The organism is Bacillus sp. XB1 (assembly GCF_053557995.1).
The window spans coordinates 1,648,643-1,663,222 of the sequence record NZ_JBNRIL010000001.1 but is presented as its reverse complement, the minus strand read 5'-3'; the positions used below and the strand labels follow the sequence as shown (position 1 = coordinate 1,663,222).

Here is a 14,580-nt window from a genome sequence, read left to right as displayed (position 1 = left end):
GAAACGTATAGAAGGTGAAGGGCCAGGATGTGGAATATAAAAGAAGAAGATTTAGATAAGTTTAGGATGACATGTAATGATCGTTTAAGTCCTGAGGGTGCTACAGGGTTTATGTTTGGAGGAATACTATTTAGTTCAATAACAATTTTTTCTATTGTTTTATCAGCTGGGTGGGATTACTGCATGCTTCTCTTTAATATAGGAATTGTTAAGTTAGAAGTATTCTTATATATTATACAAATAATTCTTTTCGTCATTTATTCATTTCCGATAGCTCAATTTAAATTTCAAAAACTACAAACCCTTGTCGTATTATTATGTTCATTCCAATTGGCAACAATAGCTCCTATTGCTTTGACTGTTACTAAAATGGCTAATAATTCAATTGACTGGATTACAATACTGTATGCGGGTTTATTGCTTTTAGGAGCAGTAATTTTTCATGTTTTGACAACAATTGATACGTTTAAACAAGCGAGTGAAGGTGCGTTTAGTATGGATGAGAGGTCTGCTTCTTTCTTTAGTAAAACAAAAGGAAAGATGATGAAGTGGGCTACACTATACGCAGTAACTATTCTTATTTTGATATATTTTCATAACGATTATGGGTTTGATGATTTATTTATGTATGTAGTAGGGACCTTTTTAATGTATACGATAGCAATCGGTGCAGCTGAATTTCAGCTATTAGCATATTGCAGATTTAAATTTCCATCATTTAATAAAACGTGGGAGCAACATAAAAGAGAGACTCCAAGATATCGAAAGAAAAATAAAAAAGGTAAATCGAAACGTAAGGCATAAAGAAAGTGCGTATTGTAAGTTTTGATGATAGAAAAGTAATTATTTACAGGAGAGTATTTTAACTTCTAAAAGAAAATTTAATTATGTAAGGTGATTAAAGTGATTAGAAGGTTATCTGATCGAAAATGTAGAGTGGGTAGTGTGATGATGAAATGAACACAAAAAAGGTTTCTAAAATGATTACTATCATAATAACAATCAGCCTACTACAAGCATGTAGTTTTTTTGAAAAAAAGATAGAATATGAGCCATTTGTCAAAGCTTTGGATGAAGGTGATATGAAAAAGGTTATGTCCGCTAGTGATGATGGATATGCCTATGTGAAACAAAGAGGTATATATAGTACATATGAGCAAAAGGAAGATGGAGAGCACAGTAAAACAATCTATCAAACTTCGAAAGGCATATATAATACGAAAGATAAAAGTTTATATGGAAATACAACACAAGAAATTACCTCGGAAGTAGATAATAAAAATTATAAAGAAGAAGTTAATTATAGTACAAATATTAGTTATGAGAATGGACAGGTACAAAGTACGGATTCAAGTCTGGATGTTTCATACGTGAACTTAATTGTAGATCGTTTAAAAGGGATAGGGAAACTAAAGATGAAGCCAGGAGGTGATATAAAAAAGTTTGGTCAGCCTAGTACTGTTGGATATACATTAACTGAATCAGAGTTTCAAAATATCATTAATGATAAGTTGAAAATACAATATGATGAATATGGTGGTGGATCAATCGCATTGCATATTGATTCTAAAAATGGTTCAAAGCAGATATTGGAAGTAAGTATTGTAATAAATTATAAGAAGCGAAATGATGAAGGTAAGTTAGTAGAATATATATCACAAATACATACATCTTTTGATAGTCACCAAGGTAATAATCAGGATGCGAAACAGGAATATATTGATTTTAAAGCACAGTATAATAAGAAGCAGTAATATTAAGGAGAGCATTTGCACGTAATGATAATAGCGATATAAGTGGAATAAATGTTTCATAAATATAGTGGAAAGAATTTGAGGATAAACGCCCCGATTACTGGAGTAAATGCAATAATTGGGGCCGTTAATCTGTCTGAATTTAGTTTGAATACATAACATGTTTTAGTTAGAGTATTGCTCCGCAAGTAGTTTTTCCATTTTCATAATAACGGTGTAAAGTTTTTGTATAATCTGCTTTTACTGCTAGGTTACAACTATTTCCGCTTATAGAGTCCCCTTATTATCGATACATCGTCCACATTCCAATGTCTTTAAATCCTAGTCGTTTATAAATTCGTCCAGCAGCTGGATTGTTATAAAATAAACAAAGTGTTCGGCCTTCTTTCGTAAAGTCTTGGATCATTTTTTGTAATATGAGTGAAGCGTAGCCATTTCCACGATAATTCGGGTGTGTACATACACCAACTACCATAGCGGATAATGAATTTTCAGCGGAAGTAGAGGCGGATGCGATGATCACGCCATCTTTTTCAATATAGTATGTGCGTCCTGTATTTGTTTCGATAGCCTGCCTTAATATTTTCTCTGATTCATTGGTAGTCGGAAATTCAGCGATGTCACTTCGTAATTTCATAATTCGTTCTATATCATCGAGTGAGGCAAGTTTAATTGTTTCATGAATAGGCGTGTCAGGTAAGTTGTTGTCATTTAGACATTCGCAAAAATACATTTCATTTTTAGTACCTAGTTGTATATTTGAAGCAGTTTCAAATCGTTCTACGATAGTTGACTTACCAGAGAGTTTAAGCGGCTTATATGCGGAAAGAAGTGCCTCATAATCAGTGGTAACAAAGTCTTCTTTACTATATGGTATAAATGAATCGTGGAATCGGAGTAAAATTGATTTTAATGTTCCATTCTCTTTAAATACTCCCCATAGTTCTTGAAAATCTGTGTCATAACCGAAAGCTTCAATATCTCCAATAATAAACAAGTTAAGGGCTGCTTCTTCTTTTAGGTAAGCGAATACTTGTTCATGATCTTTCTTTGTTAATTTTCGCATCATAACGAATCGACCTCTTTTTTATTTTTCTAAATATTACAACTTAAGTTTTTTGAAATCAATATTAAATTTTATGTTTAGTTCACAAACTTTCGGAAAAACTAGGAAAGATATGACAAAGGAGGTTATGAACGGTGGATCATCCAATTCAAGGGTTAATGAAAGCAGCAATGGAAAATTTAAAAGAAATGGTTGATGTAAATACGATTGTTGGAGAGCCTGTTCAAACGGCTGACGGTGGTGTGGTGTTAACGGTTTCTAAAGTAGCGTTCGGTTTTGGAGCAGGAGGTTCTGATTTCCAAACGAATGATGGACAAAGAGCGAACGGTAACGCTGCATTTGGTGGCGGTAGCGCGGGTGGTGTTTCTATTACACCAGTAGCATTTCTTGTGGTGAATAAAGATGGAGTAAATATTCTTCATCTACAAAATGCGACACATTTAGCAGAAAAAATGATTGAATTAGCTCCACAAACAATTGATAAAATTCAATCGATGTTCCAAAAAGAAGAAAAGAAAGAGGGAAATCATCATCCTCAAAACCCTGATGAAATCCTTTAAAAACGCCTGCTTATGAGCAGGCGTTTTTTCTTGTAATCACTATGTAATAAAACACATGAAATTGTAAATAGTTTTTGAAGTTTTTTCTATGTTTCTAAAATTTTTCATGTTAAAATATGCTATAGAATTGAAACATATAAAACGAAGGTGGCTAGGTGCTTTGTCTGGAGGATCTGACCAAGTAAAGAATATGATATATATTAATGGTAATCGTCGAGGTCATTGTTTTATTACATCAGGAATTACGTTTAAAGAGTTTGCGAGTAACATCCCTTCACCGCTTCATCAAGTGTTGCTTTTGAAGCACAACTTTGAATGGACGGATTTTCATTATCATACTTTATTTGAATATGTTGAGGAAGAAAATATACATAAGTTAATTCAAGCAGAGATTGATGAATTTGATGAATTTTGTTGGGTAGATTTTGATGATGCAAGCGATTTAGATGAATTAGAGCCGAAAGAAATTGCAGAATTATTATATTTGGCTCACAAAAAAGAACCACTTGCAAGAACATTCTTTCCGCTGTTGAAAAATCGATTTGTTTATTTTTCACATGATGACGGATGGTACAACAAAGTGTATTATCGTAGAATTGCTGATTTTGTAGGAATGTTAAGTAAAGTCATTCCGTATAAACTCGGTGCTTTCGGTAAGAAACGTTTTTCTTTCTTCCAAAAATCAAAAATTTTCCCAGCAATTTCAAAAGAATTGATCATGGGACTGATTCCACTAATGGAAGATGGTCTTTACATAGATCTAGCAGGGAAGATTGAGTCAAGAAGAGGTCTTGAAATTCCGGTATATGTAGTTGGTTCGTATGAAAGTACGGATGAGGTGTTAGATAATATCGATGAATTGAAAGAGGAAGCAACAGAAACAGGTTGGCTCATTTTTGATAAGAAAGAACAAGAGTGGCAATGGGTTGTTGACTAAGAAAACTTGGCGTATGAAGTCAAGTTTTCTTGTCATTTGAAAGGAGTACAAATGAAGAAATATTATACAATTGTGGGTATTATAAGTATTATTCTCGTGGCAATATTACTTATAACTTGTCCGAAAGAATCAGATTTTAAAGTGTATGTAGAGGATAAGTATGCGTTGAATTGTAATGAGAGTAGTTTTGAATGCACGCAAAATGTAGATGGTAAAAAAGAAAAACTACAATTTGAAAGTACAGATGCACGAAATGGTGTATTCTTTATGACTGTAAAGCAAACATTTAAAACAGAAGCTGGTGTTTCAAAAGAATATAGCGGAGTAGGAATGTTTGGTACATTTCTTTTTGTTTCAGAGAAGACTTTCTAGTAATAGAAGGTCTTTTTTTTATGCTTATGTTCATATAGATGAAGTAAGACAAGCATAGGAGGGATAGCGATGAAGAACACATGTATCGTTTGCGGTGGTGAGGAGTTTTTTTCCTCAACGTTATATGCACGTACGAAACAAGATTGGGCATATGCACCAAACATGTATCGATTTGAAAAAGTATTTATTGAGCATCGAGATGAAGAAAATTATCCAGTGTTTCAAGAAATTACAGCGAAACATTGTTGTGGATGCGGTCATATTATGTTGTATCATGAATGAACACACCAAGTATAACTTGGTGTGTTTTTTTAAAACGCTGACAAAGCAAGCGGATAAAGTAAAGTAAATAAAACAGAAAAACTACCAAAACCAATTGCTGTATATCCAAGTGTTCTTGCTCCGAAATTGACAGCTAATAGGCCAACTAAAATTGCTAGGGAGCCGAGCGTAACTGGATAAAAAGCAATGGAGAATAACGAAAGAAATAAAGCGACATAGCCTACCATTGTGCCGGTATTTGTACCTTCTATCTCATTTGCAATTTCTTTACGCTTATGTCTAATTGGAATGCCAGCTGGTGATATTTCAGCAGCATACTCTTCGTTTTTTTCACCACTTTTAAAATGATGATTTCTCTTTCTTCGCATGTACATCCCTCTCTTTCAATTGGGTGTATCTATAGTATCTTTCAAAATGAGAAGAGCATGAGTATGAGTTAAACCCAAGTAAAGCAAAAATTGGAGAATACGCATTCCATCGTTAACATATCCATCTCCTATTGAAGATAAAGTGTGGGATTTTTTCCACTAGGACTGATTATCAGCCAGCAACAATTGGATTTTTATGAGCAGTTCTCTCCCATTAACTAATCCGCATCCATTGAATTTTGAGGTAGGTGTCTTACTGCAAGCGGGATAAAACAGGAATTTTGGAAAATGATGTAGAATGAAATGAATGATAATACGTGAAGGTAGGGGAATGTATGACGAAATTTAATTGGCACGAGTCAGCGGAGAAGAAATGGGATAGTAGCGCAGAGTTTTGGAATCAAAATAGTCAAGAGATGTGGGACAGTGGTAGCAGAAGTACAATTATTCCGTTTTTTGAACAATACGTGAAGAAAGAAGCACAAGTGCTCGATGTTGGTTGTGGTGATGGCTACGGTACATATAAATTAAGTCGCGCAGGCTATAAAGCAGTGGGAGTAGATTTATCGGAAGTGATGATTCAAAAAGGTAAGGAACGCGGAGAAGGACCGAATTTATCTTTTATAAAAGGAGATCTTTCTGCATTACCATTTGAAAATGAGCAATTTGAATCAATTATGGCAATTAATTCTTTAGAATGGACGGAAGAGCCATTACGAGCGTTAAATGAAATAAAGCGTGTGTTAAAGAAAGATGGATATGCATGTATTGCAATTTTAGGACCGACAGCAAAGCCACGAGAGAACAGTTATCCTCGCTTGTACGGAAAAGACGTTGTTTGTAATACGATGATGCCTTGGGAATTTGAACAGTTAGCGAAAGAACAAGGTTTTAAAGTTGTAGATGGCATCGGCGTATATAAGCGCGGAGTAAATGAGAAGATGTTAGGTCAACTACCTACAGAGTTGCAACAATCGTTAACATTCTTATGGGTATTTATGTTAAAAAACGTATAAAGAAATGAAAGAATTTTTAGGAGGTAAATAAGTGCAGAAAATACAAAAAACTGATACAATATCATCAGAACCAATTAAAGGGGGACTAGGGTATATGACAACTACTACAACAGTGAAATCCGATATTGAAATCGCACAAGAAGCGAGTATGAAGAAGATTCAAGAAATTGCAGCTGATTTAAATATTTTAGAAGATGAATTAGAGCCATACGGGCATTATAAAGGTAAGTTATCTCTTGATATTTTTAAGCGCTTACAAGATGAGGAAGACGGTAAAGTTGTTTTAGTAACAGCAATTAACCCAACTCCAGCTGGAGAAGGTAAATCAACAGTAACAGTTGGTTTAGGTCAAGCTTTTAATAAAATTGGTAAGAAAACAGTAATTGCACTTCGCGAACCATCTCTTGGACCAACGATGGGACTAAAAGGCGGAGCAGCAGGTGGTGGTTTTTCACAGGTAGTACCTATGGAAGACATTAACCTTCACTTTACTGGAGATATCCATGCGATCACAACTGCTAATAACGCATTAGCAGCGTTTATTGATAATCATATCCAACAAGGAAACACACTTGGAATTGATACACGTAAAATCGTTTGGAAACGCTGTGTTGACTTAAATGATCGTGCCCTTCGTAACGTAGTAATTGGTCTTGGTGGACCAGTTCAAGGTGTACCACGTGAAGACGGTTTTGATATTACAGTAGCATCTGAAATTATGGCGGTATTCTGCCTTGCAACAGATATTCAAGACTTAAAAGCGCGTCTATCTCGCATCGTAGTTGCTTATAACTTTGCAAATCAACCTGTAACGGTTAAAGACTTAGGTGTAGAAGGTGCTTTGACACTATTATTAAAAGACGCATTAAAACCGAACTTAGTACAAACGTTAGAAAATACACCAGCTATTATTCATGGCGGACCATTTGCGAATATTGCTCACGGTTGTAACAGTGTTATCGCTACAACAATGGCAGCAAAATTAGGTGATTATGTTATTACAGAAGCTGGATTCGGTGCTGATTTAGGTGCAGAGAAGTTTTTAGATATTAAAGCTCGTGCAGCTGGCATTAAACCAGAAGCAGTTGTTATTGTTGCGACGATTCGTGCGCTTAAAATGCATGGTGGCGTAGCAAAAGATCAATTAAAAGAAGAAAATGTAGATGCATTAGCAAAAGGTATGGAAAACTTACAGAAGCATGTTGAAACAATTCAAAGCTTCGGTGTGCCTTTCGTAATTGCAATTAATAAATTCATTACAGATACAGATGCAGAAGTTACATACTTACAAGAGTGGTGTAATGAGCGTGGCTATGCAGTATCCTTAACAGAAGTTTGGGAGAAGGGTGGCCAAGGCGGAGTTGACCTTGCTGAAAAAGTACTAAAAGAAATCGAAAAAGGTGAAAACAACTACGCACCACTTTATGAATTAGAATTACCATTAGAAGAAAAAATTCGTACAATTGCTCAAAAAGTATATGGCGCAAAAGATATTGAATTTGCTCCGAAAGCACGTAAGCAATTAGCTCAATATGAAGGAGAAGGTTGGAGTAACCTACCAGTTTGTATGGCGAAAACACAATACTCTCTTTCTGACGATGCAACAAAATTAGGTCGTCCATCTGACTTTATCGTTACAATTCGTGAGTTAAAACCATCTATCGGTGCAGGCTTTATCGTTGCGTTAACAGGTACAATGTTAACAATGCCAGGTCTTCCAAAACAACCAGCAGCACTTCAAATGGATGTAAATGAAGATGGAAAAGCAGTAGGTTTATTCTAAAAGGTTGTAATTCATCTCGTTTATCTGTAAACTATATATACATCAAGTGGCGCCTTTCCATCGAAAGGCGCCTGTTTTTTGGAGGAAATTATGTTTGATCCAACTGCTTTTGACAATTTAAAAGTAATCGTAGAAGGTGCTGTGTATGATTTTGATCTACATGGAGATATTCTTGTAACAGATCGAAAAGATATGATGGATCTTGCTTCATTAAGTCGTATATATCATATCTCATTTCAATTAACAGAACCGTTTGAACCATTAGTAGAAGCAACATTTTCATTATCTGTGGATGCAAAGAACTTGTCTGGTGAAATACTAGAAGTGCCTCAGTTTACACCAGGTTGTGAAATGAAGCTAGCATTTTCATTCCCGTTAGAGCAACCAGAAGTAAAATGCGAAGAAATTGAAACATTAATGCGTTCTATATGGGGAAAAGAAAGAATGATTATGCAGAAAGTTTCATACGAATATAATAAGCAAGCGATTTCATATCATAATAAGGTAGAGGTTCTATTTCAAAAAGCGATTACAGAAGACCATGTTGATGATTTAATAGCTGTTATTTCACACATGATAGAAACGGTGCGAACAATACAGCATTTTCTTCAAAAATAGAGATAAAGGAGAAAAACAAATGATAAAAGATATGCAACCATTTTTACAACAAGCTTGGGAGAAGGCTGGTTTTAAAGAGTTAACTGAAATTCAAAAACAAGCGATTCCAACTATTTTAGAAGGACAAGACGTTATAGCTGAATCTCCAACTGGAACAGGAAAAACATTAGCGTACTTATTACCACTTTTACATAAAATTAATCCTGAAGTAAAACAGCCACAAGTTGTTGTTTTAGCGCCAACACGTGAACTTGTAATGCAAATTCATGAAGAGGTTCAAAAGTTTACAGCAGGAACTGAAATTTCAGGTGCATCTTTAATTGGTGGTGCAGATATTAAGCGCCAAGTTGAAAAATTAAAGAAACACCCAAGAGTAATTGTCGGTTCACCAGGCCGTATTTTAGAATTAATTCGTATGAAAAAGCTAAAAATGCATGAAGTAAAAACAATTGTATTTGATGAGTTTGATCAAATTGTAAAGCAAAAAATGATGGGCGCAGTGCAAGATGTAATTAAATCAACGATGCGCGATCGTCAATTAGTATTCTTCTCGGCGACAATGACAAAAGCGGCAGAAGATGCGGCACGTGATTTAGCAGTGGAACCACAATTAGTACGTGTAACACGTGCAGAATCAAAAAGCTTAGTTGAGCATACGTATATCATTTGTGAGCGACGCGAAAAAAATGATTACGTAAGAAGAATTATGCATATGGGCGATGTAAAAGCAGTTGCTTTCTTAAACGATCCATTCCGTTTAGATGAAATTACAGAGAAATTGAAATTCCGTAAAATGAAAGCGGCGGCTCTTCATGCAGAAGCAAGTAAACAAGAGCGTGAAGCGACAATGCGTGCTTTCCGCGGAGGGAAATTAGAAATTCTACTTGCTACTGATATTGCAGCGCGCGGTATCGATATTGACGATTTAACACACGTAATTCACCTAGAATTACCAGACACAGTAGACCAATACATTCACCGCTCAGGACGTACTGGACGTATGGGTAAAGAAGGAACTGTCGTATCTCTTGTAACTCCACAAGAAGAGCGCAAATTACTGCAATTTGCGAAAAAACTAGGCATCGTATTTACGAAGCAAGAAATGTTCAAAGGATCATTTGTAGAAACGAAACCGAAAGCACCAAAGAAAAAGAAACCAGCATTTACTGGGAAGAAAAAGCCTAGATAAATGATGGAGAAGGCGTAACTATTTGTAGTTACGTCTTTTTTGTTTGTAAACAAGTGATAATGGGAATTGTATTAGTGTTTTTAATGTGCCTATCATATATATGCTTCTACTGGGAGTATCGAAAAAAGGGTAGTTTATTTATTTGGTTTATACGAGGAAATAATATAAAAAAGTCGTATATTAAAATGATGCGAAATAATAAAAAGAAGGTACATATATGGATAGGAAATTAGGAATGTTTTTGAATACGAAATATATTGAAGTAAACGAAGGAATAAAAAAGGCGAGAGAATGGGGGTTAGAATATATTCAATTATATGCTATGAATCCGACTTTCAACTTAGCTAACATCTCAAAGATACAATGGAATACATTAAAAGAAAACTTATCTTTTAATGAGATTCAAGTCCCGTCATTAGCAATTAGCTTCGGAGAAAATGGAATAATAGGAACTGAAGCTGAATGTGTAATAGAGAGTTTTAAATATATTACTGATAAAGGGTTAAGGTTAGGAGCTAACATAGTAACAGCCCATATTGGGAAAATCCCTGATGATGAAAATAGTGAGTACTATGATAAAATGCTACGTGTTTGTAATGAAATAGGGGACTTAGCGTTCAGATTTGGAGGATTCTTTGCCATTGAGACGGGATCTGAAAAAGCAATAGTATTAAAACGATTTTTAGAAACTGCAAACTCGAAAGGACTAGCTGTTAACTTTGACCCAGCAAATTTAATAAGTGATGTAAATGAAAATCCGGGAGAAGGTTTATTACTATTAAAAGATTATATAGTACAAACTCATATTAAAGATTGTAAAGAAGTGAAAAGTGATCGTTCAACTAAGTATATAGAAGTCGCAGCAGGGAATGGTGAAGTAGATTTCGATATATTCTTCAAAGTATTAGATAAAATTGGATTCGACGGATATAACATGATTGAAAGAAATGATTATTTTGATGAACTGGATGGGATGAGTCAGTCGATAAATTTTGCAAAGAAGTACATACCAACTCAAAAGGAATAACGATAGTATTTGTAGAAAGCTACATAGAATATAAAAACCATTAGGGGGAAATGTAATGATTCATAAAGTAGGACAAATTATGTTATATGTAAATAATCAAGATGAGGCAGTAAATTTTTGGACGGAGAAGGTAGGGTTTCATGTAGTTGCAGAGGAAGATAATAAGCAAGGAATGAGATGGATTGAAATCGCTCCGAAAAGCGGTGCGGAAACGAGCATTATATTACATAATAAAGAAGTTATTTCGAAAATGAGCCCAGAATTGAATCTTGGTACACCGTCTTTAATGTTCTTCTCAGAAAATCTTGATCAACTATATACAGATTTAACAAATAAAAATGTTACTGTTGGAGAAATGGTAACTATGCCTTCTGGTAAAGTGTTTAACTTTGCTGATAGCGAAGGGAATTATTTTGCAGTTATGGAGAAGAACCAATAATAATATTGCTATGTGAAAATCCCCCTCAAATATATTTGAGGGGGATTAAATTTTTGAAGTGGATTTTTCATTAGAGAGTTGTTTAATAAAAAATACTCCTTTTTCAATAGCTGTCTCAATATAGCCAACGATTTGATCAAACGTAAATACTTGTAAGTCTTCATGCAGATGTTGCTTTGGATACAACATATCTTCAAAAAGATACTTTCGAAAAGCTAAAACGTTTTCTTTAGAAACCTCTTCAATATCCACAATGTGAGCCTCTTGATTGAGAAGAGAGAAAAGCTGTTGTTCTTGATCGTAATGATGAAGCAACTTTGCATTTAACAATTTAAAATCGTTATAGTACAGGGGTGCGATAGTTTCGTCATTCTCTATTCTATTTTTTAGCCAAGGTAGAAAAAATCCACTTAGCCAATTATCATCGGCAATGAGGTGGGTATAATAGCCTAAAATAAATGGGGAATCTATATGTGATTCATATTTATGAAAAAATGAATCATAATCTATTCTTCTCGTATAGTTCTTCGTTGTACCGGCATAAAAATGTGAGGTTCCTTTTTCTTTTTTTGAATGAACAGCATCAGGGGCTACAGCTCCAAGTAAGAAAGAAGTCTTATCGTGAATTGATAGTTTCTCAGCAATACCACTAGCGATAATAACATGCATAATTCGTGATCCCATGAATGCCACCTCTGTTTCCAGTATTCATTTCAGGAAGAGGACTAAACAGTTAGTATTACTTTCCCTGTACTTTTTCTACTTTCGACCCATTCATGTGCTTTCCCTGCATTTTGAAGTGGAAAAGATTTCGTAGCCTTAATTTGTAAACGTCCGTCACGCAAATAACGGAAAACTTCATTTGCAGTTTCTTGGAGCAGTTCAGGACGCTTTTTTCGTGTGGTTCCAAAGCTAAAACCGAGTATAGAGCGGCAACTTGCATGTAAATCTTTCGTTTGAAAGTTACCAATTTCACCGCTAGCATTACCGAAATGAACGAGGCGACCGTAATAAGCAAGGCAGTTTAAACTTCTTTCAGAAACCGTTCCAGAAATAGAGTCTAAAATTACATCAACCCCTTCACCATTTGTCAGTTCATTGACTTTCTCTACAAAATCTTCATCTTGATGACAAATAACATAATCAGCTCCAGCATCTAAAGCAATTTCTTTTTTTGCTTCACTTCCGACAGTGCCTATAACTGTTCCAGCCTCTAATAGTTTAGCAAGTTGAATAGCAGTAGTGCCAATTCCGCCAGCAGCCGCATGAATGAGTACAGATTCACCTTGTTGAAGCCTTGTAACATTTGCGAGTAAATTATAGCTTGTAAAAGATACGATTGGACAAGCGGCTGCAGTTTGAAAGTCAACTTCATGGGGTAATACGAAAGTAAGATTTTCATTTGCAACAACGTATTCTGCGTAAGATCCATTTTGAGGAAAAGCAATGACACGTTGTCCAGGGTGAATATTTTTCACATGAGAACCGACACGTTCTACAATACCAGTGGCATCTATACCTGGAATAAAAGGTAGTGCTTTATTTCCTTTTTTACCATAACGTGATTTAATATCAGCGAAATTTACACTAGTAGCAACAACGCGAATTAAAACTTGATCTTCTGAAATAGACGGTATATCCAAATCTGTATATTTCATCACTTCAGGACCACCGAACGACGTTACAACGATAGCTTTCATCATATCTCCTCCTAAATTTGACTATATAAATTATTTTAAATCTTTATCAGAAATTGGAAAAATATATAATAGTTATGTGTGGTTATAAGTGAAGCTTATGAACTCAATGAATCATAATATTAATTTATATAAAAAAACTTTAAAAAAATCGAACGAAATATGAATTACTTTCCAATATATAGTGTAAGACAAAGGAGGGCTGGAATATGAAGGGTGAAATAGATTACGCACATTTAATCCAATTAACTTTATCAGGAAATAAAGAAGCATATAGCAAGTTGTATGATAAAACGATTCAAGAAATATATAAAACAGCACATTTTTTAATAGAGGATAAAACGGATGTAGATGATGTCGTTCAAGAAATATACATACAACTATATGAATCGCTTCGTAAGTATGATAGCGAGAAGCCATTTCGTCCTTGGCTAATTGGACTTGCGATTAAACAAATACACTCTTATAGAAGAAAGAGGTGGATGCGACTACGAATTATAAAAAAAGCAGAAGAGCAAAGAAAGTCAGTGCAAATTGATTTTTCTAACGATGTTGTAAGTAAAATATCAAACCAAAAACTAATTGAACTCATTCATAAATTACCGTATAAATTGAAACAAGTTATTATCTTAAGATACTTACATGATTATTCACAAGAAGAAGTAGCACAAATATTACATATTCCAATTGGTACTGTGAAATCTAGAATTCATGCGGCATTAAAGAAACTACGTCAAAAAGAGCAAGTAGAAGAAATCTTTTTAGGAGAGGTAGGGAATGTGAAATGAGTTTAGATTGTAGAGTTAGGGAATCTATACAAGAAGAAGCAAAAGGTATTGTTGCCCCGCCGGATTTAAAAGAAAAAGTAATCGTACAAATAAAAATGAAGCACGGGCGGAGTAAGAGGAAGAAACGCCTTATCGCAGGAGTACTTGCAGCAGCTCTTTTAATCCCGACGACTGGTTTTGCGTATCAATCTATTATGGCGGATGGTATATACGGATCTTTCGAGAATTTAAAAAAACATGCCGGAACGATGACATTAGAGGCGTATATGCGTTTTAGTGCAAAATTATCAGAGGCGAAAGATGAAATGGGTACGAAGGAATATGAAGAGTTTACAAAAGAACTAAAAAAATTAACAAATGCAAAACTTACGTACGGAGATTCGAACGGTAATATTGATTATGATCAATTATTACCGGCTAAAAAAGAGGAATTGAAAAAGGTGGTAATGGAGCTTCATCCGTATTTTGATAAATTAAATGGCCATAAGTCTAGTAAAGAGGTATTAACTCCTGAAGAGTATGAACAATATATGGAAGCATTAATGTCATATCAAACCGTTTTAGTAAAAACGAAATCGAGTGGGGGGATAACAATAGAAGAAGTACCTGAAGCGTACAAAGAAAGATTTATTAAAGCAGAGCAGTTTATGGAATATGTAAATGAAAAGGTGCAATAATTAGAAA

Annotated in this window: 18 protein-coding genes; 14 read left to right on the top strand and 4 right to left on the bottom strand. The window is 34.7% G+C overall.

Annotation, left to right across the window (positions count from 1 at the left end; genetic code table 11):
* Positions 1 to 27 precede the first annotated feature (27 nt).
* Positions 28 to 804, top strand: a complete 777-nt coding sequence (locus tag ACK1U5_RS08385) for a hypothetical protein (RefSeq protein WP_078384704.1) — start codon at positions 28 to 30, stop codon at positions 802 to 804.
* Positions 805 to 980: 176 nt separating this feature from the next.
* Complete coding sequence (locus ACK1U5_RS08380) at positions 981 to 1,754, top strand: DUF3952 domain-containing protein (RefSeq protein WP_113710723.1); 774 nt, start codon at positions 981 to 983, stop codon at positions 1,752 to 1,754.
* 283 nt (positions 1,755 to 2,037) lie between these two features.
* Here the strand turns inward: ACK1U5_RS08380 and ACK1U5_RS08375 are convergent, their stop codons facing one another.
* Positions 2,038 to 2,823, bottom strand: a complete 786-nt coding sequence (locus tag ACK1U5_RS08375; protein WP_048567943.1) for a GNAT family N-acetyltransferase — start codon at positions 2,821 to 2,823, stop codon at positions 2,038 to 2,040.
* A gap of 131 nt (positions 2,824 to 2,954) precedes the next feature.
* Here ACK1U5_RS08375 and ytfJ point away from each other — a divergent pair, with 131 nt between their 5' ends.
* From ytfJ to ACK1U5_RS08355, 4 genes are all read left to right on the top strand, one after another.
* On the top strand, positions 2,955 to 3,380 hold the full coding sequence (gene ytfJ, locus ACK1U5_RS08370; RefSeq protein WP_000349986.1) for a GerW family sporulation protein: 426 nt from the start codon (positions 2,955 to 2,957) through the stop codon (positions 3,378 to 3,380).
* A 160-nt stretch (positions 3,381 to 3,540) separates the two neighbouring features.
* On the top strand, positions 3,541 to 4,317 hold the full coding sequence (locus ACK1U5_RS08365) for an oxalate:formate antiporter (RefSeq protein WP_000014087.1): 777 nt from the start codon (positions 3,541 to 3,543) through the stop codon (positions 4,315 to 4,317).
* A 51-nt stretch (positions 4,318 to 4,368) separates the two neighbouring features.
* Positions 4,369 to 4,689 carry a hypothetical protein gene (locus ACK1U5_RS08360; protein WP_000761171.1) on the top strand — a complete coding sequence of 107 codons (321 nt, stop codon included), beginning with the start codon at positions 4,369 to 4,371 and terminating at the stop codon, positions 4,687 to 4,689.
* A gap of 69 nt (positions 4,690 to 4,758) precedes the next feature.
* On the top strand, positions 4,759 to 4,971 hold the full coding sequence (locus ACK1U5_RS08355) for a hypothetical protein (protein WP_000798747.1): 213 nt from the start codon (positions 4,759 to 4,761) through the stop codon (positions 4,969 to 4,971).
* Between the two features lie 29 nt (positions 4,972 to 5,000).
* Here the strand turns inward: ACK1U5_RS08355 and ACK1U5_RS08350 are convergent, their stop codons facing one another.
* Positions 5,001 to 5,339, bottom strand: coding sequence for a hypothetical protein (locus ACK1U5_RS08350; protein ID WP_001253202.1), 339 nt, complete (start codon positions 5,337 to 5,339; stop codon positions 5,001 to 5,003).
* A 335-nt stretch (positions 5,340 to 5,674) separates the two neighbouring features.
* Here ACK1U5_RS08350 and ACK1U5_RS08345 point away from each other — a divergent pair, with 335 nt between their 5' ends.
* From ACK1U5_RS08345 to ACK1U5_RS08320, 6 genes are all read left to right on the top strand, one after another.
* Positions 5,675 to 6,355: a class I SAM-dependent methyltransferase gene (locus ACK1U5_RS08345; protein WP_000160044.1), complete on the top strand. Its 681-nt coding sequence runs from the start codon at positions 5,675 to 5,677 to the stop codon at positions 6,353 to 6,355.
* 94 nt (positions 6,356 to 6,449) lie between these two features.
* Positions 6,450 to 8,138, top strand: a complete 1,689-nt coding sequence (locus ACK1U5_RS08340; RefSeq protein ID WP_013141915.1) for a formate--tetrahydrofolate ligase — start codon at positions 6,450 to 6,452, stop codon at positions 8,136 to 8,138.
* A 90-nt stretch (positions 8,139 to 8,228) separates the two neighbouring features.
* Positions 8,229 to 8,756, top strand: coding sequence for a hypothetical protein (locus ACK1U5_RS08335; RefSeq protein WP_000460219.1), 528 nt, complete (start codon positions 8,229 to 8,231; stop codon positions 8,754 to 8,756).
* A gap of 19 nt (positions 8,757 to 8,775) precedes the next feature.
* A complete protein-coding gene (locus ACK1U5_RS08330; RefSeq protein WP_000588613.1) occupies positions 8,776 to 9,945 on the top strand; it encodes a DEAD/DEAH box helicase in 1,170 nt (389 codons plus the stop codon).
* A 217-nt stretch (positions 9,946 to 10,162) separates the two neighbouring features.
* Entirely contained in the window at positions 10,163 to 10,972 is an 810-nt protein-coding gene (locus tag ACK1U5_RS08325) for a sugar phosphate isomerase/epimerase family protein (RefSeq protein WP_069604844.1), read from the top strand.
* Positions 10,973 to 11,027: 55 nt separating this feature from the next.
* Positions 11,028 to 11,411, top strand: a complete 384-nt coding sequence (locus ACK1U5_RS08320) for a VOC family protein (RefSeq protein WP_000581467.1) — start codon at positions 11,028 to 11,030, stop codon at positions 11,409 to 11,411.
* A 45-nt stretch (positions 11,412 to 11,456) separates the two neighbouring features.
* Here ACK1U5_RS08320 and ACK1U5_RS08315 read toward each other — a convergent pair whose 3' ends face one another.
* Both ACK1U5_RS08315 and ACK1U5_RS08310 read right to left on the bottom strand, forming a co-directional pair.
* Positions 11,457 to 12,095, bottom strand: a complete 639-nt coding sequence (locus ACK1U5_RS08315) for a zinc dependent phospholipase C family protein (protein WP_000535630.1) — start codon at positions 12,093 to 12,095, stop codon at positions 11,457 to 11,459.
* A gap of 41 nt (positions 12,096 to 12,136) precedes the next feature.
* Positions 12,137 to 13,111 carry a quinone oxidoreductase family protein gene (locus ACK1U5_RS08310; protein ID WP_030025448.1) on the bottom strand — a complete coding sequence of 325 codons (975 nt, stop codon included), beginning with the start codon at positions 13,109 to 13,111 and terminating at the stop codon, positions 12,137 to 12,139.
* Between the two features lie 206 nt (positions 13,112 to 13,317).
* Here ACK1U5_RS08310 and ACK1U5_RS08305 point away from each other — a divergent pair, with 206 nt between their 5' ends.
* Both ACK1U5_RS08305 and ACK1U5_RS08300 read left to right on the top strand, forming a co-directional pair.
* Positions 13,318 to 13,896, top strand: coding sequence for a sigma-70 family RNA polymerase sigma factor (locus ACK1U5_RS08305; RefSeq protein WP_000675559.1), 579 nt, complete (start codon positions 13,318 to 13,320; stop codon positions 13,894 to 13,896).
* A complete protein-coding gene (locus ACK1U5_RS08300) occupies positions 13,893 to 14,573 on the top strand; it encodes a DUF3600 domain-containing protein (protein ID WP_000050675.1) in 681 nt (226 codons plus the stop codon). Before ACK1U5_RS08305 ends, ACK1U5_RS08300 begins: the two co-directional genes overlap by 4 nt.
* Positions 14,574 to 14,580: the final 7 nt, after the last annotated feature.